At 55.6% G+C, this 20,248-nt stretch carries 23 protein-coding genes; all 23 read right to left on the minus strand.

Annotated elements, in window-relative coordinates:
• Positions 1-71: 71 nt before the first annotated feature.
• The gene (gene rplE, locus ASN_RS00665; protein ID WP_006557769.1) at positions 72-641 is read right to left on the minus strand and encodes a 50S ribosomal protein L5; all 570 of its coding nucleotides are present in this window, start codon (positions 639-641) and stop codon (positions 72-74) included.
• Between the two features lie 10 nt (positions 642-651).
• On the minus strand, positions 652-972 hold the full coding sequence (gene rplX, locus ASN_RS00670; RefSeq protein WP_006557768.1) for a 50S ribosomal protein L24: 321 nt from the start codon (positions 970-972) through the stop codon (positions 652-654).
• Positions 973-974: 2 nt separating this feature from the next.
• Positions 975-1,343 (minus strand): 50S ribosomal protein L14, encoded by a 369-nt coding sequence (rplN, locus tag ASN_RS00675; protein WP_006557767.1) that lies wholly within the window; start codon positions 1,341-1,343, stop codon positions 975-977.
• 18 nt (positions 1,344-1,361) lie between these two features.
• Positions 1,362-1,634, minus strand: a complete 273-nt coding sequence (gene rpsQ, locus ASN_RS00680) for a 30S ribosomal protein S17 (protein ID WP_035377670.1) — start codon at positions 1,632-1,634, stop codon at positions 1,362-1,364.
• Between the two features lie 13 nt (positions 1,635-1,647).
• On the minus strand, positions 1,648-1,884 hold the full coding sequence (gene rpmC, locus ASN_RS00685) for a 50S ribosomal protein L29 (protein ID WP_006557765.1): 237 nt from the start codon (positions 1,882-1,884) through the stop codon (positions 1,648-1,650).
• A gap of 1 nt (position 1,885) precedes the next feature.
• On the minus strand, positions 1,886-2,302 hold the full coding sequence (gene rplP, locus ASN_RS00690; RefSeq protein WP_006557764.1) for a 50S ribosomal protein L16: 417 nt from the start codon (positions 2,300-2,302) through the stop codon (positions 1,886-1,888).
• An 18-nt stretch (positions 2,303-2,320) separates the two neighbouring features.
• On the minus strand, positions 2,321-2,998 hold the full coding sequence (gene rpsC / locus ASN_RS00695; RefSeq protein ID WP_006557762.1) for a 30S ribosomal protein S3: 678 nt from the start codon (positions 2,996-2,998) through the stop codon (positions 2,321-2,323).
• Between the two features lie 3 nt (positions 2,999-3,001).
• Entirely contained in the window at positions 3,002-3,412 is a 411-nt protein-coding gene (rplV, locus tag ASN_RS00700; RefSeq protein ID WP_006557761.1) for a 50S ribosomal protein L22, read from the minus strand.
• A 1-nt stretch (position 3,413) separates the two neighbouring features.
• Entirely contained in the window at positions 3,414-3,692 is a 279-nt protein-coding gene (gene rpsS / locus ASN_RS00705) for a 30S ribosomal protein S19 (protein WP_006557760.1), read from the minus strand.
• Between the two features lie 13 nt (positions 3,693-3,705).
• Positions 3,706-4,536, minus strand: coding sequence for a 50S ribosomal protein L2 (gene rplB, locus ASN_RS00710; protein WP_006557759.1), 831 nt, complete (start codon positions 4,534-4,536; stop codon positions 3,706-3,708).
• Positions 4,537-4,552: 16 nt separating this feature from the next.
• Entirely contained in the window at positions 4,553-4,888 is a 336-nt protein-coding gene (locus ASN_RS00715) for a 50S ribosomal protein L23 (protein ID WP_006557758.1), read from the minus strand.
• Positions 4,885-5,499 (minus strand): 50S ribosomal protein L4, encoded by a 615-nt coding sequence (gene rplD, locus ASN_RS00720; RefSeq protein ID WP_006557757.1) that lies wholly within the window; start codon positions 5,497-5,499, stop codon positions 4,885-4,887. Before rplD ends, ASN_RS00715 begins: the two co-directional genes overlap by 4 nt.
• Positions 5,500-5,503: 4 nt before the next feature.
• Complete coding sequence (gene rplC / locus ASN_RS00725) at positions 5,504-6,187, minus strand: 50S ribosomal protein L3 (protein WP_006557756.1); 684 nt, start codon at positions 6,185-6,187, stop codon at positions 5,504-5,506.
• 10 nt (positions 6,188-6,197) lie between these two features.
• Positions 6,198-6,506 (minus strand): 30S ribosomal protein S10, encoded by a 309-nt coding sequence (rpsJ, locus tag ASN_RS00730; protein ID WP_007282720.1) that lies wholly within the window; start codon positions 6,504-6,506, stop codon positions 6,198-6,200.
• Positions 6,507-6,612: 106 nt separating this feature from the next.
• Positions 6,613-7,803 (minus strand): elongation factor Tu, encoded by a 1,191-nt coding sequence (gene tuf / locus ASN_RS00735; protein WP_039903569.1) that lies wholly within the window; start codon positions 7,801-7,803, stop codon positions 6,613-6,615.
• Positions 7,804-7,895: 92 nt separating this feature from the next.
• Positions 7,896-8,372, minus strand: a complete 477-nt coding sequence (gene rpsG / locus ASN_RS00740) for a 30S ribosomal protein S7 (RefSeq protein WP_006557752.1) — start codon at positions 8,370-8,372, stop codon at positions 7,896-7,898.
• A gap of 14 nt (positions 8,373-8,386) precedes the next feature.
• Positions 8,387-8,758, minus strand: a complete 372-nt coding sequence (gene rpsL, locus ASN_RS00745; RefSeq protein ID WP_003622698.1) for a 30S ribosomal protein S12 — start codon at positions 8,756-8,758, stop codon at positions 8,387-8,389.
• Between the two features lie 338 nt (positions 8,759-9,096).
• Positions 9,097-13,275: a DNA-directed RNA polymerase subunit beta' gene (gene rpoC, locus ASN_RS00750; protein ID WP_058986931.1), complete on the minus strand. Its 4,179-nt coding sequence runs from the start codon at positions 13,273-13,275 to the stop codon at positions 9,097-9,099.
• 93 nt (positions 13,276-13,368) lie between these two features.
• Positions 13,369-17,541 (minus strand): DNA-directed RNA polymerase subunit beta, encoded by a 4,173-nt coding sequence (gene rpoB, locus ASN_RS00755; protein WP_039903568.1) that lies wholly within the window; start codon positions 17,539-17,541, stop codon positions 13,369-13,371.
• A 226-nt stretch (positions 17,542-17,767) separates the two neighbouring features.
• Positions 17,768-18,145: a 50S ribosomal protein L7/L12 gene (gene rplL / locus ASN_RS00760; protein ID WP_006557747.1), complete on the minus strand. Its 378-nt coding sequence runs from the start codon at positions 18,143-18,145 to the stop codon at positions 17,768-17,770.
• A 100-nt stretch (positions 18,146-18,245) separates the two neighbouring features.
• Positions 18,246-18,770: a 50S ribosomal protein L10 gene (gene rplJ, locus ASN_RS00765; RefSeq protein ID WP_006557746.1), complete on the minus strand. Its 525-nt coding sequence runs from the start codon at positions 18,768-18,770 to the stop codon at positions 18,246-18,248.
• A gap of 288 nt (positions 18,771-19,058) precedes the next feature.
• Positions 19,059-19,751, minus strand: a complete 693-nt coding sequence (rplA, locus tag ASN_RS00775) for a 50S ribosomal protein L1 (RefSeq protein ID WP_006557744.1) — start codon at positions 19,749-19,751, stop codon at positions 19,059-19,061.
• 4 nt (positions 19,752-19,755) lie between these two features.
• Positions 19,756-20,187: a 50S ribosomal protein L11 gene (gene rplK, locus ASN_RS00780; protein WP_006557743.1), complete on the minus strand. Its 432-nt coding sequence runs from the start codon at positions 20,185-20,187 to the stop codon at positions 19,756-19,758.
• Between the last annotated feature and the right edge of the window lie 61 nt (positions 20,188-20,248).

Consider the following 20,248-nt stretch of genomic DNA (forward strand, 5'->3'; position numbering starts at 1 on the left):
TCCGGAACCCTTCGAAAACCTTCGACGGTTTTCCAAGACAACAACACCTGATGACAGGTAAACGATTTCCCTTAGGCTGCAAAGGGAAGATCAAACGCTTTCAGAAGCGCCTTAGCTTCCGCATCCGTTTTTGCGCTGGTCACGAACACAACGTCCATACCGCGGATTTCATCAACCTTATCATAGTCGATTTCCGGGAAGACGATCTGTTCTTTCAGACCCAGGGCAAAGTTACCACGCCCGTCAAAACCCTTGTTAGCTGGCAGACCGCGGAAGTCGCGAATACGCGGCATCGCAATCGTCACCAGACGATCAAGGAATTCATACATCTGGGCACGGCGCAGCGTAACCTTACAGCCGATCGGCAGACCTTCACGGATCTTGAAGCCCGCAATAGCCTTCTTGGCAACGGTTTTCACCGGCTTCTGACCAGCAATCAACGTCATTTCAGCAACTGCTGCATCAAGCTTTTTCTGGTCACCAGCAGCTTCACCAACGCCCATGTTCAGGACGATTTTTTCAAGCCGCGGCACCTGCATGACGTTTTTGTAGCCGAACTGCTCACGCAACTTGGCACGCAGTTCGTTTTCATAGCGTTCCTGAAAACGAGGAACGGAACGAACGCCCTTAGACTCACTCATTCTCGCCTCCTCAGCCTTCAATCACTTCGCCGGTTGCCTTGGCAACACGAACTTTACGGCCATCTTCCAGCACACGGAAACCAACACGCGTCGGCTTCTTGGAAGCCGGGTCAACCAGCTTCAGGTTGGAAAGATGAACAGGCGCTTCACGGGAAATGATCCCACCTTCTTCGCCCATACGGGTTGCTTTCTGGTGACGCTTCACAACAGCAACGCCACGCACAATGGCGCGGTTTTCTGCCGGACGCACAGAAAGAACTTCACCTTCAACACCCTTGGAGGAGCCGCTGATGACAACAACCGTATCGCCTTTTTTAATACGAGCGGCCATTATTATAGCACCTCCGGAGCCAGAGAGATGATCTTCATGAACTTGCGTGCACGAAGCTCACGAACAACCGGGCCGAAGATACGGGTACCAATCGGTTCCTGCTGCTTGTTGATCAGCACAGCGGCGTTCTTGTCAAAGCGGATAGCACTGCCATCAGGACGACGTACCGGATAGGAAGTACGCACGATAACAGCTTGGTGGACGTCGCCCTTTTTCACCTTCCCGCGGGGGATGGCTTCCTTGACAGATACGACGATCACGTCGCCGACCGAGGCGGACTTCCGCTTGGAGCCGCCCAGCACCTTGATGCACTGCACCTGACGCGCACCGGAGTTGTCGGCTACGTCGAGGTTGGTCTCGGGATGGATCATGTTCTAGATATCCTTACCTTACGCCGACACGCCGACAGCAGAGGCGTCTACGGCCTCGCCATTGCGAGCAACCACAGCCCATGCCTTGCGCCGAGAAACCGGGGGGCATTCAATAATACGCACCGTGTCGCCAACTTTGCAGACGTTTTCTTCGTCGTGCGCCGCGTACTTCTTGGAGCGACGGATAAACTTCTTATACAGCGGATGCATGACGCGACGATCGACAAGAACCGTTACGGTCTTGTCCATCTTGTCGCTCGTCACACGTCCGGTAAGGACGCGCCTTGGCATCGTCCAACTCCCTTCAGGAAATGGCAGCAGATGTTTTCGCACCTGCCGCAGTCTTCTCATTTTGCGCCACAATCGTCTTGATGCGCGCAATTTCACGCCGGATCACCCGAACGCGGCTCTGGCCTTCGGTCTGCCCGGTTGCCTGCTGGAAACGCAGATTGAGCTGTTCGCGCTTGAGCTCGATGAGCAGCGCGTTCAGTTCGTCTGACGTCTTGGCACGCAGATCAGCTGGCTTTGTTGCCTTTGCCATCTCACGCATCTCCAATTCGGGTCACAAACTTGGTCTTAATCGGCAGCTTTGCTGCACCGAGAGCCAGCGCTTCACGCGCGACTTCGGGCGGCACACCTTCGATTTCGAACAGAATGCGACCAGGCCTCACACGGGCCACCCAGTATTCGGGTGATCCCTTGCCGGAGCCCATACGCACTTCTGCGGGCTTTGTCGAGACCGGAAGGTCCGGAAAAATACGAATCCACACGCGACCAGCACGTTTCATCGCTCTGGTAATGGCCCGACGAGACGCTTCGATCTGCCGTGCGGTGATGCGTTCGGGCTGAAGAGCCTTCAGACCGAACGTGCCAAAGTTGAGCGTGGTTCCGCTTTTGGCAAGACCGTGAATACGGCCTTTGTGCGCCTTGCGGAACTTAGTACGCTTTGGAGAAAGCATTGTCTTCTATCCTTCGCCTCAGCGCTGAGGGGCCTGTTCGGCCGCCCGGCGGTCCTGAGCCAGTGGGTCATGCGCCAGAATCTCACCTTTGAAGATCCATACCTTTACACCGCAGGTGCCATAGGTGGTCTTCGCAGTAGCTGTTCCGTAGTCGATATCGGCACGCAGAGTGTGAAGCGGCACGCGGCCTTCACGATACCACTCGATACGAGCGATTTCTGCACCACCCAGACGACCGGAACAGTTGATCCGGATACCCTGCGCACCAAGACGCATGGCAGACTGCACAGCGCGCTTCATGGCGCGACGGAAGGCAACACGGCGTTCAAGCTGCTGGGCAATGTTGTCTGCCACCAGCGTTGCGTCGATTTCCGGCTTACGGATTTCAACGATGTTGAGCGCCACTTCCGTGCCAGCCATACGGGTCAGCTCTTTACGCAGAGCGTCAATATCCTGACCCTTCTTGCCGATGACCACGCCAGGACGTGCTGCATAGATCGTCACGCGCGGCTTCTTGGCCGGACGTTCGATCACAACACGAGACACACCAGCACCGGAAAGCTTGCGGCGCAGGAACGCACGCAGCTTCAGGTCTTCGTGCAGCAGGCGAGAATAATCACCGTCAGCGTACCAGCGGCTGTCCCACGTGCGATTGATACCGAGCCGCAGCCCGATCGGATTGACTTTATGTCCCATACCTCAGGCCGCCTTCTGCTCAGTAGAAGCTGCTTCAGGCTCGGGAGCCCGTTCGGCAACAACGATCTTCAGGTGGCTGAAGAATTTTTCCACGCGGGCAGAACGACCACGACCACGTGCATGGAAGCGACGCATCACGATGGACTTCCCAACTTCAGCCGTCTTTACCACCAGCTGATCAACATCCAGCTGGTGATTGTTCTCTGCATTCGCAATCGCGCTTTCCAGGGTCTTCTTGACCTGCTGGGCGATACGACGCTTGGAGAACGTAAGAGTGGCAACTGCCTGAGACGCCGGCTTGTTGCGGATAAGACCCGCAACAAGGTTCAACTTGCGGGGACTAACCCGAATGTTGCGCGTAACGGCCTGCGCTTCAGTTTCCGCGAGCGTGCGCGGCTGTTTCGGCTTGCTCATTTTAGCCCCGCTTCGACTTCTTGTCGGCCCCGTGCCCGTGGAATGTACGGGTGGGAGAAAATTCGCCGAACTTGTGCCCGACCATATTCTCCGTCACCTGCACAGGCAGGAACTTCTGACCATTGTAAACACCGAACGTCAGTCCAACGAACTGCGGAAGGATCGTGGAACGACGTGACCAGATCTTGATCACTTCATTACGACCCGACGCGCGGGACGCTTCAGCTTTGCTTAGCAGATACCCGTCGACGAACGGGCCTTTCCAGACGGAACGTGCCATCTTCTATTGCCCCTTACTTGCCGGTCTTGCGACGACGGATAATCAGACTGTCCGTACGCTTGTTGACCCGAGTTTTGTAACCTTTGGTGGGCTTGCCCCACGGTGTGACCGGATGACGACCACCGGATGTCCGGCCTTCACCACCACCATGCGGATGGTCAACCGGGTTCATCACAACGCCGCGGTTATGCGGACGACGTCCCAACCAACGAGCACGACCGGCTTTACCCAGATGCTGGTTCATGTTGTCCGGATTGGACACAGCACCGATTGTTGCCATGCATTCACCACGCACAACACGCAGTTCACCGGACTGCAGCTTGATCTGCGCGTAACCGGAGTCCTTACCAACGAGCTGGGCATATGTGCCTGCAGAACGGGCCAGCTTGCCACCAGCGCCCTGCTTCAGTTCGATGTTGTGCACGATGGTGCCGACCGGGATAGAGGCCAGCGGCATCGCGTTACCCGGCTTAATGTCAACGCGCGTGCCAGCGATAACGTTATCGCCAACTTTCAGACGCTGCGGAGCCAGGATGTATGCCAGTTCACCGTCTTCATACTTCACCAGAGCAATGAAGGCCGTACGGTTGGGGTCATATTCCAGACGCTCAACCGTGCCGAGCACATCAAACTTGCGCCGTTTGAAGTCTACGTAACGATAAGACTGCTTGTGACCGCCACCACGGAAACGAGAAGTCGTACGGCCGTTATTGTTACGACCACCCGTCTTGTTCTTGCCTTCCGTCAGCTGCTTGACCGGCTTGCCTTTCCACAGATCGGCGCGATCAATCAGAACCGTGCCGCGAAGGCTCGGCGTGACGGGATTAAAGTGCTTCAGTGCCATTTGTTCCTACCCCACGTCACGCCAGTTTGGCGGTCAGGTCAATGGACTGACCTTCCGCAAGCTGGACGAACGCCTTCTTGATGTCAGAACGCTGTCCCAGACGCCCCTTGAAGCGCTTGGTCTTGCCCTTCTGGACAAGGGTGTTCACACCAACAACCTTGACGCCAAACAGTGTTTCCACTGCCACTTTGATTTCAGGCTTGGTGGCCGTGATGGCAACCTTGAAAACAACCTGATTTTTTTCAGAAAGCGCGGTTGCCTTTTCCGTGACCAGCGGCGCACGAACGATATCGTACATCGCCTCACGGGAAAGACGCTCAGCTTTCTTGCGCAGCGCAAGAATGTTGGTCATGCCAGGCGCTCCTTCAGACCTTCGAGACCAGCCTGGGTAATGGCCAGAACCTCGTGGTTAAGAATATCGTAAACGTTGGCGCCGATCGTCGGAAGAACGTCGATTTTGGGCAGGTTGCGCGCAGCGCGAACAAAGCCTTCATCAACAGCAGCGTCAACAATGAGGGCGGACTTCAGGCCGAGGGTCTTCAGCTTGACAGCCAGTTCGCTTGTGCGTGCCACACCGGAAGCAGACTGCAGAACAATCAGCTTGCCATCCTGAGCTTTCTGGGAAAGCGCAGAGATCAGGCCCAGACGACGCACCTTCTTGGGCAGGTCATATCCGTGGTCACGGGACACCGGACCATGGACCACACCACCGGTACGATACTGCGGTGCACGCAGAGACCCCTGACGGGCGCTGCCTGTGCCTTTCTGGCGATACGGCTTCTTGGTAGTGCCAGACACGTCAGCCATGCCTTTTACCTGATGCGTACCTGCGCGGCGCTTTGCAAGCTGCCAATGCACGACACGCGCCATGATATCTGCGCGCGGAGCGACTGCAAACAGTTCATCCGGCAGCGTAGCAGAACCAGCAGTGCCGTTATCAAGCGTTTTGATTTCGATTTCCATGACCTCAGCCCTCCGCCGTCACGAGAGCGGCCGGATAAGGCGCATCGACATGGCGGGCTTTTTTGATCGCATCACGAATCAACACGGTGCCGTTTTTTGCTCCAGGAATGGAACCACGCACCATGATCAGATTCTTTTCCGGATCGATCGCTGCAATTTCAAGATTCAGGGTGGTCACGCGTTCATCACCCAGATGGCCTGCCATCTTTTTGTTCTTGAAGGTCTTGCCGGGATCCTGACGGTTACCGGTAGAACCATGAGAACGGTGAGAAATAGACACACCATGTGTGGCTTCAAGACCAGCAAAGTTCCAGCGCTTCATGGCGCCTGCGAACCCTTTACCCTTGCTGGTGCCGGTCACGTCCACTTTCTGGCCTACAACAAAGTGAGCAGCGGAAAGGGATGCGCCAACCTCAAGCGCGGCATCTTCAGCCACGCGAAATTCGCGTACAACCTTTTTGGGCTCAACCTTTGTGCGGGCAAAATGGCCGCGGTTCGGCTTGGTGACATTTTTTACCTTGGCTTTGCCCAGACCCAGCTGAACAGCCGTATAGCCATCCCGCTCCTGAGTACGGACATCCACCACCTGCACGTCATCAACATGCAGGACGGTAACAGGCACATGTGTGCCATCTTCCTTGAACAGTCGGGACATGCCCAACTTTTTTGCGATCAATCCGGTGCGCATCGTCTGGACCTTAAAGTTTGATCTCGACATCCACGCCAGCGGCGAGGTCGAGTTTCATGAGAGCGTCCACGGTCTGCGGAGTCGGCTCGACAATATCGAGCAGGCGGCGATGAGTCCGAATTTCGAACTGCTCGCGACTTTTCTTATCCACGTGGGGAGAACGGTTAACCGTAAACCGTTCGATATGCGTCGGCAGCGGGATAGGACCCCGAACCCGCGCACCCGTACGCTTCGCCGTGTTGACGATCTCCTTTGTGCTGTTGTCAAGCACGCGATGATCGTACGCCTTTAGGCGAATGCGGATGTTCTGGTTGTCCATTGTTTCTTAGTCCAACACTTTACTTGTCCGGGGAAACCCGGCCGCCAAGTAAGACCCCGGCTGAAGGACTCAGCCGGGGCCATACAGTTCTTAGGCCTCTTACCGATTACTCGGTGATGGAAGCCACAACACCTGCACCAACGGTGCGGCCACCTTCGCGGATAGCGAAGCGCAGACCTTCATCCATGGCGATCGGTGCAATCAGTTCAACATCCATGGCGCAGTTATCGCCAGGCATGACCATTTCCGTGCCTTCTGGCAGGTGCACAACACCCGTCACGTCAGTCGTACGGAAGTAGAACTGCGGACGATAGTTGGTGAAGAACGGCGTATGACGGCCACCTTCTTCCTTCGTCAGGATGTAGGCTTCTGCCTTGAACTTCTTGTGCGGGGTGATGGAGCCCGGCTTGGCCAGAACCTGACCACGTTCAACATCTTCACGCTTCGTGCCACGCAGCAGCGCACCAATGTTGTCACCAGCTTCACCGCGATCAAGCAGCTTGCGGAACATTTCAACACCGGTAACGGTCGTCTTGACGGTGTCTTTCAGGCCAACGATTTCAACTTCGTCACCAACGTTCACAGCACCACGTTCGACACGGCCCGTCACCACGGTCCCACGACCAGAGATGGAGAACACGTCTTCGATCGGCATCAGGAACGGACGGTCGATCGGACGTTCCGGCTGCGGGATGTATTCGTCAACAGCGTCCATCAGGTCTTTGACGCGGTTTTCGCCAACTTCTGGATCGCCATCTTCCAGCGTCACCAGAGCAGAACCCTTGATGATCGGAATTTCGTCGCCCGGGAACTGATAAGAAGACAGAAGTTCACGAACTTCCATTTCAACCAGTTCAAGCAGTTCCGGATCGTCAACCTGGTCAACCTTGTTCAGGAAGACAACCAGAGCCGGCACACCAACCTGACGAGCAAGCAGGATGTGTTCACGGGTCTGCGGCATCGGGCCGTCAGCAGCGGACACAACCAGGATCGCGCCGTCCATCTGAGCGGCACCCGTGATCATGTTCTTCACATAGTCAGCGTGTCCGGGGCAGTCCACGTGAGCGTAGTGACGCTTCGCGGTTTCGTATTCCACGTGAGCCGTGGAAATGGTGATGCCACGAGCGCGTTCTTCAGGAGCAGCATCGATCTGGTCGTATGCTTTGAAGTCAGCACCGCCGCTTTTTGCCAGCGTCTTCGTGATAGCAGCCGTCAGAGACGTCTTGCCATGGTCAACGTGGCCGATGGTGCCGATGTTGCAGTGCGGTTTATTCCGCTCAAATTTAGCCTTAGCCATTTTTCCACTCCATACCTCTCGAACCACTCAAGAGGCAGTTTCCAAATAAGTTTGCCACTTCCCTTACGGGCAAAAATGGCACCCTCGAATGATTACCAGCGATAGTGACTGAATGCCTTGTTGGCTTCAGCCATACGGTGGGTATCTTCGCGCTTCTTAACAGCAGCACCACGGTTGTTCACAGCGTCCAGCAATTCGTTGGACAGCCGGTCCTGCATGGTGTTTTCGCCCCGCTTGCGAGAGGCATCAATCACCCAGCGAATAGCCAGCGCCTGACGACGCTCAGCCCGGACTTCAACCGGCACCTGGTAGGTTGCACCACCAACACGGCGAGAACGAACCTCTACTGCAGGCTTAACGTTATCCAGAGCATTGTGGAACAATGCAACCGGATCAGCAGAAGCCCCACTCCGGCGAACAAGCGCCTCGAGAGCTCCGTAAACAATCCCTTCCGCAGTGGATTTTTTGCCATCATACATCAGAGCGTTCATGAAACGCGTGATGACAATGTCTCCAAACTTCGGATCAGGAAGAATCTCACGCTTAACAGCGCGGTGACGGCGGCTCATACCTTAACCTTCCCTTACTTCGGACGCTTGGCGCCATAAAGCGAACGCCGCTGGCGACGCTTAGCGATACCTTGGGTATCGAGAACACCGCGAAGGATATGGTAACGCACACCCGGAAGGTCCTTCACACGACCGCCACGGATCAGCACGACACTATGTTCCTGAAGGTTATGGCCTTCACCCGGAATATAGCTAACCACCTCATAGCCGTTCGTCAGACGCACCTTGGCAACTTTACGCAGTGCGGAGTTCGGCTTTTTGGGCGTCGTCGTATAAACACGGGTGCAAACACCACGTTTCTGGGGGCAACCCTGCAGTGCAGGCACTTTGTTGCGCTTGACCGCAGGCTTGCGCCCCTTGGCAATGAGCTGGTTGATGGTCGGCATGCGCCTTTCCCGATCCTTACACAGTTCGGCCGGCTAACCTTTTTATCGGCTGCCGACTTTCATTTGAAAATCCCACCAGGCACAACACCCGTATGGGGCTATGTTGACATCCGGCACCACTTCCTGCCGGAAGCCAACCGCATGCTTAACAGAGAATTACGATTTACCCCTGCTCCTGCAATGGAGCGGAGCTGAGGGCTGCTACCTACCCCTGCACCTGGCTGAAGTCAAGCGGAGATGAACGATTCTCCGCAGTTTGCTTTGGCCCAGTGCAAAAAAGAAAGGGGGGCAGGAATAACTCCCGCCCCCTTTCCCGCTCACATCGAAGCAGACACGCCTTATTCGGCTGCTGAAGACCGTCCGACCCGCTGCTTGTCCTGAGAGGCAGCAATAGCCCGCAGGCGGTTCATGACGCTTCCTGTCCCAGCAGGGATCAGGCGCCCAACAATCACGTTTTCCTTCAAGCCGTTCAGTCTGTCGACTTTCCCGGCCGTTGCAGCTTCCGTCAGGACACGCGTGGTTTCCTGGAAGGAGGCTGCAGAGATGAAGGATTGTGTCTGCAGGGACGCCTTGGTGATCCCCTGCAGCACCGGCATGGCCACGGCAGGACGTTCACCTGCGTTCAGGCACTTCGTATTTTCGATATCCAGCTCAATCCGATCAACGGTTTCGCCAATCAGGTATGTCGTGTCGCCTGGCTCCAGAATTTCAACCTTCTGCAGCATCTGACGAACGATAACCTCGATATGCTTATCGTTAATCTTCACGCCCTGAAGACGATAGACATCCTGAATTTCATTCACGAGGTAATCGGACAGAGCCTCAACCCCCATGACCTTCAGAATATCATGCGGCACGCGGGGACCATCGACCAGCGGATCGCCCTTTTCAACAAAGTCACCTTCCTGAACGGAAACGTGCTTGCCTTTCGGGATCAGATATTCGGTCTCTTCACCTGTCTCATCGTTCTTCACGATAATACGGCGCTTGGACTTGTAATCCTTCCCGAATTCAACACGCCCTTCCATCTCAGCAATGATGGCATGGTCTTTCGGACGACGTGCTTCAAACAGTTCTGCCACACGCGGCAGACCACCTGTAATATCACGGGTCTTGGAGCCTTCACGCGGCAGACGGGCCAGAACGTCACCGGCATGAACTTCTGCACCGTTTTCAACGGACAGCAGTGTTTCAGGTGACAGGAAGTAACGGGCATCGCTGCCGTTTTCCAGTTTGATGACCTCGCCGTTCGGGCCTTTGATCTGCAGACGCGGCCGCAGATCAACACCCTTCCCTGCCTGCTTGTAGTCAACCACCACTTTGGAGGTCAGGCCGGTGACTTCGTCCATACGCTCGACGAGCGTGATGGAGTCAATCAGGTCAAGATATTCAATCTTACCAGCCTGCTCTGTGATGATCGGCAGGGTGTAGGGATCCCACTCTGCCAGTTTCTGACCACGGGACACAGATGCGCCTTCCGTTGTCAGCAACCGGGCACCGTAAGGCACACGATAACGGGCTTTTTCCACACCAGCATCGTCAGTCAGCAGAATTTCACAGTTACGTGCCATGACAATCGGCACGTTCTGAGAGTTCTGCACCACGTTACGGTTGCGGATAACAACCTTACCGTCACGAGATGCTTCGATCATGGACTGCTCGGCACCACGCTGAGCCGCACCACCGATATGGAAGGTACGCATGGTCAGCTGAGTGCCGGGCTCGCCGATGGACTGTGCAGCGATAACACCAACGGCTTCACCAATATTGACCGGTGTGCCGCGGGCAAGGTCTCGTCCATAGCAATGGCCGCAAACGCCTACCCGGCTATCGCAGGTCAGCACGGAGCGGATGAAAATGGACTCAATGCCCGCTTTTTCAATGCGCTCTGCATCCGCTTCTTCAATGAGATGATTGCGTGGAACAATCACGTCCCCAGAAGCCGGATCGACCACATCCGCAGCCGCGGTACGACCGAGGATACGTTCTGACAGGGAGGCAACAATTTCACCACCATCGAGAACGGCGCGAACCGTCAGACCACGTTCCGTACCGCAGTCTTCTTCAATGATGATGCTATCCTGCGCAACGTCCACCAGACGACGGGTGAGGTAACCGGAGTTCGCCGTTTTCAGAGCGGTATCGGCCAGCCCCTTACGTGCACCATGGGTAGACGTAAAGTAATCGAGAACCGACAGACCTTCTTTAAAGTTGGCAATAATCGGCTGTTCGATAATTTCACCAGACGGCTTGGCCATCAGACCACGCATCCCGGCGAGCTGCTTCATCTGGGCCGGTGACCCACGCGCCCCGGAGTGGCTCATCATCCACACGGAGTTGATGGGCTTGCCAATTTCCTGACGGGAAATCTCTTTCGTCATGGCCGCCTGCACTTCGTCCGTGCAGCGTGACCAGGCATCGACCACCTTGTTGTAGCGTTCGCCAGCCGTGATCAGACCATCCTGATACTGCTGTTCGAATTCCTTCACTTCAGCAGCCGTACGATCAACAAGCACTTTCTTTTCAGCCGGGATGATCATGTCATCCTTACCGAAGGAAATGCCTGCCTTTGCAGCGTGACGGAAACCAAGAGCCATCAGACGGTCACAGAAGATAACCGCTTCTTTCTGACCGCAGTGACGGTAAACCGTATCGATCACATCAGACACGGCCTTTTTGGTCAGCTGTCTGTTGATCAGCGAGAACGGAATGGCATCGCTCTTCGGCAGGATCTGAGCAATCAGAACGCGGCCTGGCGTGGTCACGATGGTTTCGTAAACTTTCTGACCGTCCTTGTTCACGCTTTCAAGGCGTGCGCGGATTTTGTCATGCAGCTTCAGAACACCGGCGCTCAGCGCATATTCCACTTCCCCAATGGAGGAGAAAGAAGGAGCGCCTGCCTTAACCAGTTCACCCGTCGTGTTGTCATATTCACTGCGATCAGGCGTTGCAGCAAATTCCGGCACTTCGAGGCTGAGATAGTAAAGACCCAGAACAATATCCTGAGACGGCACGATAATGGGCTTACCGTTAGCCGGGCTGAGAATGTTGTTGGTGGACATCATCAGCACACGCGCTTCAAGCTGAGCTTCAAGGCTCAACGGCACGTGCACCGCCATCTGGTCACCATCGAAGTCAGCGTTGAACGCGGTGCAAACCAGCGGATGAAGCTGGATGGCCTTACCTTCAACCAGCACGGGTTCAAACGCCTGAATACCAAGACGGTGAAGCGTGGGCGCGCGGTTCAGCATCACAGGATGCTCGCGGATCACTTCTTCAAGAATATCCCAGACTTCCGGACGTTCTTTTTCAACCATCCGCTTTGCAGCTTTAATGGTTGTTGCGTGACCGTACTTCTCCAGCTTCGAGTAGATGAACGGCTTGAACAGTTCCAGCGCCATCTTCTTCGGCAGGCCGCACTGATGCAGCTTGAGTTCCGGCCCGACCACGATCACGGAACGACCGGAATAGTCAACGCGCTTACCAAGCAGGTTCTGACGGAAGCGACCCTGCTTGCCTTTCAGCATATCGGACAGGGACTTCAGCGGACGCTTATTTGCGCCGGTAATGGCACGCCCACGGCGACCGTTATCGAACAGGGCGTCAACGGCTTCCTGAAGCATGCGCTTTTCGTTACGCACGATGATATCAGGCGCACGCAGTTCCATCAGGCGCTTGAGACGGTTGTTACGGTTAATAACGCGACGATACAGATCGTTCAGATCAGACGTTGCGAACCGGCCACCATCCAGCGGCACCAGCGGGCGCAGTTCCGGCGGAATAACCGGAACCAGATCCAGAATCATCCATTCCGGACGAGAACCGCTTTCAGCAAAAGCCTCAATCAGCTTCAGGCGCTTGACCAGCTTCTTGCGCTTGGCTTCTGAAGTGGTTTCTTTGAGTTCCTGACGCAGATGAACCTTGTCGGCATCGCAATCGATGCGCTCAAGAACCTTCTTGATGGCCTCGGCACCGATCCCGACTTCAATGCCTTCTTCGCTATATTCGTCCATGACATCAAGGTACTGGTCCTCGGTCAGCAGAGAATATTGTTTCAGCGGAGACGTGCCGGGCTCCAGAACCAGATAGTTCTCAAAATAGAGAACCTTTTCCAGATCTTTCAGAGTCATATCGACCATAAGGCCGATACGGCTGGGCAGAGATTTCAGGAACCAGATGTGCGCAACCGGGCTGGCAAGCTGGATGTGGCCCATGCGTTCACGACGCACCTTGGCCAACGTGACTTCAACGCCGCATTTTTCGCAAATAATGCCGCGGAACTTCATCCGCTTGTACTTGCCGCACAGGCATTCGTAGTCCTTGATCGGGCCAAAAATGCGCGCACAGAACAGACCATCGCGTTCCGGCTTGAATGTCCGGTAATTGATGGTCTCGGGCTTCTTGATTTCACCAAATGACCAAGACCGCATCTGATCGGGTGATGCCAACTGGATCTTGATCTGATCGAAGGTCATCGCCTGGCCGGTCTGGCCAAGAATTTTCATGAGTTCATTCATGTGCGGAAGCCCCCAAAGGGAAATGGGGCGCCGGAACTGCTGTTCCGGCTACCCCTTCAAAATAAGAACGGAGAATGGTGCTGAGCCTCACCTTTATTCTGCCCCCTGCTCCAGCTCAACATTCAGACCAAGAGACTTCAGTTCCTTGATCAGAACGTTAAAGCTTTCAGGAATACCGGCTTCAAAGTCATCCTGCTCACGCACAATGGCTTCATAAACCTTGGTACGACCGGATACGTCATCCGATTTCACCGTCAGCATTTCCTGCAGCGTATAGGCAGCGCCATAAGCTTCAAGCGCCCAGACTTCCATTTCCCCAAAGCGCTGACCACCGAACTGCGCCTTACCACCCAGCGGCTGCTGCGTAACAAGCGAGTAAGGCCCGATGGAACGCGCATGGATCTTGTCATCAACAAGATGGTGCAGCTTGAGCATGTAAATATAACCAACAGTGGTCTTACGCTCAAACGGCTCGCCCGTGCGGCCATCAATCAACTGGGACTGACCGGATTTGTTGACGCCCGCTTTTTCAAGCATGGCTTCAATATCCGGAATGGAAGCACCATCAAACACCGGCGTGGCGATAGGAACGCCCTTGCGCAGATTGTTCGCCAGTTCAATGAGTTCATCATTGCTCATGTTAGCAATGTCGTCCTCATAGATCTTGTCGCCATACACGTCTTTAAGGCGATCAAGCAGTTCCTGACGCTTCTCACCCGTGCGCTGATAATCATCAACCAGATTACCAATATCACGGCCAAGATTTGCGCAGGCCCAACCCAGATGCGTTTCCAGAATCTGCCCCACGTTCATACGGGACGGCACACCCAACGGGTTCAGCACGATATCAACAGACGTCCCGTCTTCAAGGAACGGCATGTCTTCAACCGGCACCACGCGGGACACCACACCCTTGTTCCCGTGACGACCGGCCATTTTGTCACCCGGCTGAAGCTTACGCTTCACGGCAACAAACACCTTGACCATCTTCATCACGCCGGGCGGCAGTTCATCACCGCGCTGCAGCTTTTCAACCTTGCTGTCAAAGCGAGCCTGAATTTTCTGCACAGAGGCATCAAATTCACGACGCAGCGTTTCCAGCTCAGCCATGACCGCATCAGAGGCCACAACAATGTTACGCCATGCACCACGGGGCTGCTCATCCAGAACCGCATCCGTGATTTCCGTGCCAGAGCGGATGCCCTTGAACCCGGCACCGGCAACCTGACCCAGCAGTTTTTCACGCAGACGGCTGTAGAAGGAGCGTTCCTGAATACCGCGTTCATCATCACGGTCTTTGGACAGGCGTTCGATTTCCGCCCGTTCAATCGCCATGGCGCGTTCATCTTTATCCACGCCGCGACGGGAGAAGACGCGCACGTCAACAATGGTGCCGGTGGTGCCGGGCGGCAGACGCAGGGAGGTATCACGCACGTCAGACGCTTTTTCACCAAAGATGGCGCGCAGAAGCTTTTCTTCCGGCGTCATCGGGCTTTCACCCTTTGGCGTGACCTTACCGATGAGGATATCACCGGGGTTCACTTCAGCCCCAACGTAAACAATACCAGCTTCGTCCAGGTTACGCAGCGCTTCTTCCCCCACGTTGGGGATATCACGCGTGATTTCTTCCTGACCCAGCTTGGTATCACGCGCCATGACTTCAAATTCCTCGATATGGATCGAGGTAAAGACGTCATCTTTCGCAATACGTTCGGAGATCAGGATGGAATCTTCGAAGTTGTAACCATTCCAGGGCATGAACGCGACCAGCACGTTACGGCCCAGAGCCAGTTCACCCAGTTCGGTGGACGGACCATCCGCAATAATGTCCCCGGCCTTCACCTGATTGCCCACATGCACCAGCGGACGCTGGTTGATACAGGTGGACTGGTTGGAGCGGGAATATTTACGCAGACGATAGATATCGACGCCCTGCGTGGACCCATTGGCATCCGTTGCACGCACAACGATACGTGCCCCGTCAATCTGGTCCACAATCCCATCACGCTTGGCAACAATGGTTGCACCAGAGTCATGAGCCACAGCAGCTTCCATGCCAGTGCCAACGAGCGGCGCATCGGAACGCACCAGCGGCACAGCCTGACGCTGCATGTTGGACCCCATCAGTGCGCGGTTCGCGTCATCGTTCTCAAGGAACGGAATGAGCGCGGCGGCAACGGAAACAAGCTGCTTGGGTGACACGTCACAGGCCGTCACTTCAGTGGGGGGCACCAGACGGAAGTCCCCACCACGACGAACGGAGACCAGCTCGTCCGTCAGTGCGCCATCAGCACTCTGCTTGGCGTCGGCCTGAGCAACGATCAGCTTTTCTTCTTCCATGGCGGAAAGATATTTCCAGCCATCCTGAAGAACGCCGTCCTTCACCAGACGATACGGTGTTTCAATAAAGCCGTACTTGTTCACCTTGGCATAGGTTGCCAGGGAGTTGATCAGACCAATGTTCGGACCTTCCGGCGTTTCAATCGGGCAGATACGGCCATAGTGAGTCGGGTGAACGTCACGCACTTCAAAGCCTGCACGCTCACGGGTCAGACCGCCCGGACCCAGTGCTGAAAGACGACGCTTGTGCGTGACTTCAGACAGCGGGTTGGTCTGATCCATAAACTGGCTGAGCTGGGAAGACCCGAAGAACTCGCGCACAGCAGCAGCAGCAGGTTTGGCATTGATCAGATCATGCGGCATGACCGTGTCGATATCGACAGAGCCCATACGTTCACGGATAGCGCGCTCCATGCGCAGCAGACCGACACGATACTGGTTTTCCATCAGCTCGCCCACAGAGCGGACACGACGGTTCCCCAAGTTATCAATATCGTCAATCTGGCCGCGGCCATCCTTGAGTTCACACATCACCTTGATGGTGCGCAGGATGTCTTCCTTACGCAGCACGCGCACGGTGTCGGGCACATCCAGATCAAGACGCATGTTCATCTTCACGCGACCAACGGAAGACAGATCATAACGGTCAGGATCAAAGAACAGGCCGTGGAACATGGCTTCGGCTGTTTCAGCCGTCGGCGGCTCACCCGGACGCATGACACGATAGATATCAATCAGCGCTTCATCACGAGAGCTGTTTTTATCAACGGTCAGCGTATTACGGATCCACGGGCCATTGGCAGCATCAATCGCCAGCAACGGCAGTTCCGTCACACCTGCTTCTTCAAGAGCCGCCAGACGCGCTTCCGTGATTTCCTCACCGGCTTCGCCGTAGATTTCGCCCGTGTCGTAATTGACAATGTCGTGCGCGATGAAACGACCGATCAGGTCAATGTCACCCACCAGCACTTCACGGGTTTTTTCCGCAATCTTACGCACCATGCGCGCGGTCAGCTTAGCTTCCGCTTCAGCGACCACTTCACCGGTTTCAGCATCCACCAGCGGTGCCAGCAGCTTCAGGCCACGGAAAGCATCAGCATCGAACGGACGTGCCCAACCCTTGGGGGTTTTGACGAACTTCACTTCACCGTAGAAGTAGGACAGGATTTCGTTGTCATCCATACCCTTGATATCAAGGGCATCAACATCGCCACCCTCAGCAGCCTTCGCCTTGCGGGCGGCTTCAGAAGCAGCACCTTCAAGGGCGTAAAGCAGCGTGGTGACCGGCAGCTTACGCTTACGGTCAATACGGACGTAAATCAGATCCTTGGCGTCAAATTCAAAGTCAAGCCAGGAACCACGGTAGGGGATCACACGCGCGGCAAACAGATACTTGCCGGAAGAATGCGTCTTGCCTTTATCGTGATCGAAAAACACACCGGGAGAACGGTGCATCTGGCTGACAATAACACGCTCGGTGCCATTGATAATGAAGGTTCCGTTATCGGTCATCAGGGGCATGTCGCCCATGTACACCGGCTGCTCCTTGATATCGCGAATGGAGCGTGAACCTGTATCTTCATCCACGTCCCACACAATGAGACGCAGGATAACCTTCAGCGGGGCGGAAAACGTCAGACCGCGCTGAATGCACTCTTCAACATCATATTTGGGTTCTTCGAATTCGTAACTGACGAATTCAAGCCGCCCCCGACCAGCAAAATCGTTAATCGGGAAAACAGACCGGAAGACCTCCTGCAAACCTGTTGGCGTGCGCGCATCAGGCGATACATTTGCCTGAAGAAACGTCTCGTAAGACGCGCGCTGCACATCAATCAGGTTCGGCATCGGAGCGATTTCGGGAATCCGCCCGAAACTCTTGCGAATCCGCTTCCGTCCTGTGAACGATTTGGTGATTGCGTTCATCGTCGCTCCTGCCCCGCCCTTAGTACTCGGACCATCAGGCCTGCCGCCTTACCGCAGGCCTGATGGTCCGACCTTTTGTTTCAGGCCGCTTAGCCCTACCGGAAAACCCGGCGTAACACCCTGCTTCGAAACAGAACCCGAAACAGGCAAACGGGCAGAGGCGTTATACCTCCACCCGAAAACCTTTTCCATCACCTCACCGCAACGCGGCGAAGCTATGGCGAACTTATTTAATTTCGACGCTTGCGCCGTTGTCTTCAAGAGTCTTCTTGATTTTTTCGGCTTCGTCCTTGCTGGCACCTTCTTTGATGGTCTTCGGTGCACCTTCAACCAGATCCTTGGCTTCTTTCAGGCCCAGACCGGTGATGGCACGGATTTCCTTAATGACGTTGATCTTCTTGTCGCCAGCCTTGGCCAGGATCACGTCAAATTCGGTCTTTTCTTCTGCCGGAGCAGCAGCGGCACCCGGAGCAGCAGCGGCAGCAACAGCAACCGGAGCAGCAGCGGAAACGCCCCACTTTTCTTCGAGCAGCTTGGAAAGTTCAGCAGCTTCAAGAACCGTCAGAGCAGACAGTTCGTCAACGAGCTTGTTCAGATCAGCCATGATTAGACTTCCTAATATAAACACTGGTTAGCAAAGCGCAACCCCCTCAGCAGGAAGGCCACGCTCAATTGAAAACACACCCTTTTGCAAGGATATGGCTTTAGGCGGCTTCCGCCTCACCCGTTTTGGCATAGGCCCCAAAAACCCGAGCAAGCTGGCCAGCCGGTGCCTGGGTAACGCCTGCAATGCGTGTAGCCGGCGTGGAGATAAGACCCACGAGCTGCGCACGAAGCGTATCCAGAGACGGCAGTTCGGCCAGAGCCTTGATTCCGTCGGCATTCAATACCTGAGAACCAAGAGCGCCGCCGAGCAGCACAAGCTTGTCATTGGTTTTGGCGAACTCGACGATCACCTTTGCCACAGCCACAGGGTCTGCTGACCACGCAAGCGCGGTCGGCCCCTTCAGCAGCGGCGCGATGCCATCGAACTGGGTCCCATCCAGGGCGAGAGTTGCCAGCCGGTTTTTCGCGACTTTGTACGTCGCACCCGCTGCACGCACCTTGCGTCGCAGATCCGTCACATCAGCTACGGTCAGCCCGTCATTCCGGGTAACCACAACCATGGACGTTTCGGCAAACACGGCGGCAAGGGAAGCAACGAAGTCCCGCTTTTCCGTACGGTTCAAATCCCGTCTCCGTCTTGTTCTGCCCAGCACGAAGCCGATCAGAACGGGTTGCCCTCAGGATTTCATGACCACCATGAAATCCAGCTCGCCTGTCCTTGAACGGAATACCCGGAGCCTGCCGAACATACAGCCTGCAACCAGCATCCCCATCTTACCACCCGCAAGCCCTAGGGGGCTAATTACGGCCAAGCCGCGTGTGGTCTCGGACAGGTTCCGGAAGAATAGCCAGATGACCATCCTTCCCATGGTGCTGCGCCAGACAGAGCCTGACGCAGCAGCATTTCATACTCAGCCAGCGAAAGCTGAGATATCCAACTGAACACCCGGCCCCATGGTGGAGGACAGCGCTGCCTTTTTCAGGTACGTGCCTTTTGCACCAGACGGACGAGCCTTCTGCACGGCATCAATGAATGCGCGGGCATTTTCTTCCAGCTTGGCAGCGTCAAAAGAAGCCTTACCAATACCAGCGTGCACGATACCGGCCTTTTCAGCGCGGTATTCAACCTGACCGGACTTGGCTGCTTCAATCGCACCCTTAACGTCCATGGTCACGGTGCCCAGCTTGGGGTTCGGCATCAGACCACGCGGGCCGAGGATCTTACCCAGACGACCAACCAGAGCCATCATGTCCGGGGTGGCAATGCAGCGGTCGAAATTGATTTCGCCAGCCTGCACCTTTTCCATCAGGTCTTCTGCGCCAACAACGTCTGCACCGGCAGCCTGAGCTTCTTCAGCCTTGGCACCACGTGCGAACACGCCAACGCGCAGGGTCTTGCCCGTGCCATTCGGCAGGGACACGAAACCACGGACCATCTGGTCAGCATGACGGGGGTCAATGCCGAGGTTCAGGGAGATTTCAACCGTTTCGTCAAACTTGGCGGTTGCGTTGCTCTTTACCAGAGCAATTGCCTGATCCAGCCCATAAGCCTGACCGTGCGTTACTTTTGCCTGCGCAGCGGCAAAACGCTTATTCTTGGCCATGCTCTCAGCCCTCCACCGTCAGACCCATGGAGCGAGCGGAACCAACCAGCATCCGCACTGCACCATCGATATCGTTGGCGTTCATGTCTTTGAACTTCTGCTCAGCAATTTCACGCAGCTGATCCATGGTCACCTTACCCACGGCGGCGCTCTTGCCTACAGTCTGGCTGCCCTTGGAAACCTTGGCGGCCTTCAACAGGAAGTACGTGTTCGGCGGGGTCTTGGTGATGAAGCTGAACGTACGGTCTGCATAAGCGGTGATGACGACCGGAATCGGCATACCGGGCTCAAGACCCTGGGTCTTGGCGTTGAATTCTTTACAGAACTGCATGATGTTCAGACCACGCTGACCGAGCGCGGGACCAACCGGCGGCGAAGGATTCGCCTTGCCAGCGGGAATCTGAAGCTTGATGTAGCCAACAACTTTTTTGGCCATATCCGGGACTCCTCTTGTTGAACCCGGACCGCGGTTCATTCGACTCTTTTGCACCATGGAT

Origin of the sequence: Acetobacter senegalensis (genome assembly GCF_001499615.1) — a bacterium.
GTDB lineage: Bacteria > Pseudomonadota > Alphaproteobacteria > Acetobacterales > Acetobacteraceae > Acetobacter > Acetobacter senegalensis.

What these genes read in the sequence shown, in the direction of transcription:
- rplE (WP_006557769.1), bottom strand. Translation starts at nt 641, where the DNA reads ATGAGTGAGTCTAAGGGCGTTCGTTCCGTTCCTCGTTTTCAGGAACGC.
- rplX (WP_006557768.1), bottom strand. Translation starts at nt 972, where the DNA reads ATGGCCGCTCGTATTAAAAAAGGCGATACGGTTGTTGTCATCAGCGGC.
- rplN (WP_006557767.1), bottom strand. Translation starts at nt 1,343, where the DNA reads ATGATCCATCCCGAGACCAACCTCGACGTAGCCGACAACTCCGGTGCG.
- rpsQ (WP_035377670.1), bottom strand. Translation starts at nt 1,634, where the DNA reads ATGCCAAGGCGCGTCCTTACCGGACGTGTGACGAGCGACAAGATGGAC.
- rpmC (WP_006557765.1), bottom strand. Translation starts at nt 1,884, where the DNA reads ATGGCAAAGGCAACAAAGCCAGCTGATCTGCGTGCCAAGACGTCAGAC.
- rplP (WP_006557764.1), bottom strand. Translation starts at nt 2,302, where the DNA reads ATGCTTTCTCCAAAGCGTACTAAGTTCCGCAAGGCGCACAAAGGCCGT.
- rpsC (WP_006557762.1), bottom strand. Translation starts at nt 2,998, where the DNA reads ATGGGACATAAAGTCAATCCGATCGGGCTGCGGCTCGGTATCAATCGC.
- rplV (WP_006557761.1), bottom strand. Translation starts at nt 3,412, where the DNA reads ATGAGCAAGCCGAAACAGCCGCGCACGCTCGCGGAAACTGAAGCGCAG.
- rpsS (WP_006557760.1), bottom strand. Translation starts at nt 3,692, where the DNA reads ATGGCACGTTCCGTCTGGAAAGGCCCGTTCGTCGACGGGTATCTGCTA.
- rplB (WP_006557759.1), bottom strand. Translation starts at nt 4,536, where the DNA reads ATGGCACTGAAGCACTTTAATCCCGTCACGCCGAGCCTTCGCGGCACG.
- ASN_RS00715 (WP_006557758.1), bottom strand. Translation starts at nt 4,888, where the DNA reads ATGACCAACATTCTTGCGCTGCGCAAGAAAGCTGAGCGTCTTTCCCGT.
- rplD (WP_006557757.1), bottom strand. Translation starts at nt 5,499, where the DNA reads ATGGAAATCGAAATCAAAACGCTTGATAACGGCACTGCTGGTTCTGCT.
- rplC (WP_006557756.1), bottom strand. Translation starts at nt 6,187, where the DNA reads ATGCGCACCGGATTGATCGCAAAAAAGTTGGGCATGTCCCGACTGTTC.
- rpsJ (WP_007282720.1), bottom strand. Translation starts at nt 6,506, where the DNA reads ATGGACAACCAGAACATCCGCATTCGCCTAAAGGCGTACGATCATCGC.
- tuf (WP_039903569.1), bottom strand. Translation starts at nt 7,803, where the DNA reads ATGGCTAAGGCTAAATTTGAGCGGAATAAACCGCACTGCAACATCGGC.
- rpsG (WP_006557752.1), bottom strand. Translation starts at nt 8,372, where the DNA reads ATGAGCCGCCGTCACCGCGCTGTTAAGCGTGAGATTCTTCCTGATCCG.
- rpsL (WP_003622698.1), bottom strand. Translation starts at nt 8,758, where the DNA reads ATGCCGACCATCAACCAGCTCATTGCCAAGGGGCGCAAGCCTGCGGTC.
- rpoC (WP_058986931.1), bottom strand. Translation starts at nt 13,275, where the DNA reads ATGAATGAACTCATGAAAATTCTTGGCCAGACCGGCCAGGCGATGACC.
- rpoB (WP_039903568.1), bottom strand. Translation starts at nt 17,541, where the DNA reads ATGAACGCAATCACCAAATCGTTCACAGGACGGAAGCGGATTCGCAAG.
- rplL (WP_006557747.1), bottom strand. Translation starts at nt 18,145, where the DNA reads ATGGCTGATCTGAACAAGCTCGTTGACGAACTGTCTGCTCTGACGGTT.
- rplA (WP_006557744.1), bottom strand. Translation starts at nt 19,751, where the DNA reads ATGGCCAAGAATAAGCGTTTTGCCGCTGCGCAGGCAAAAGTAACGCAC.
- rplK (WP_006557743.1), bottom strand. Translation starts at nt 20,187, where the DNA reads ATGGCCAAAAAAGTTGTTGGCTACATCAAGCTTCAGATTCCCGCTGGC.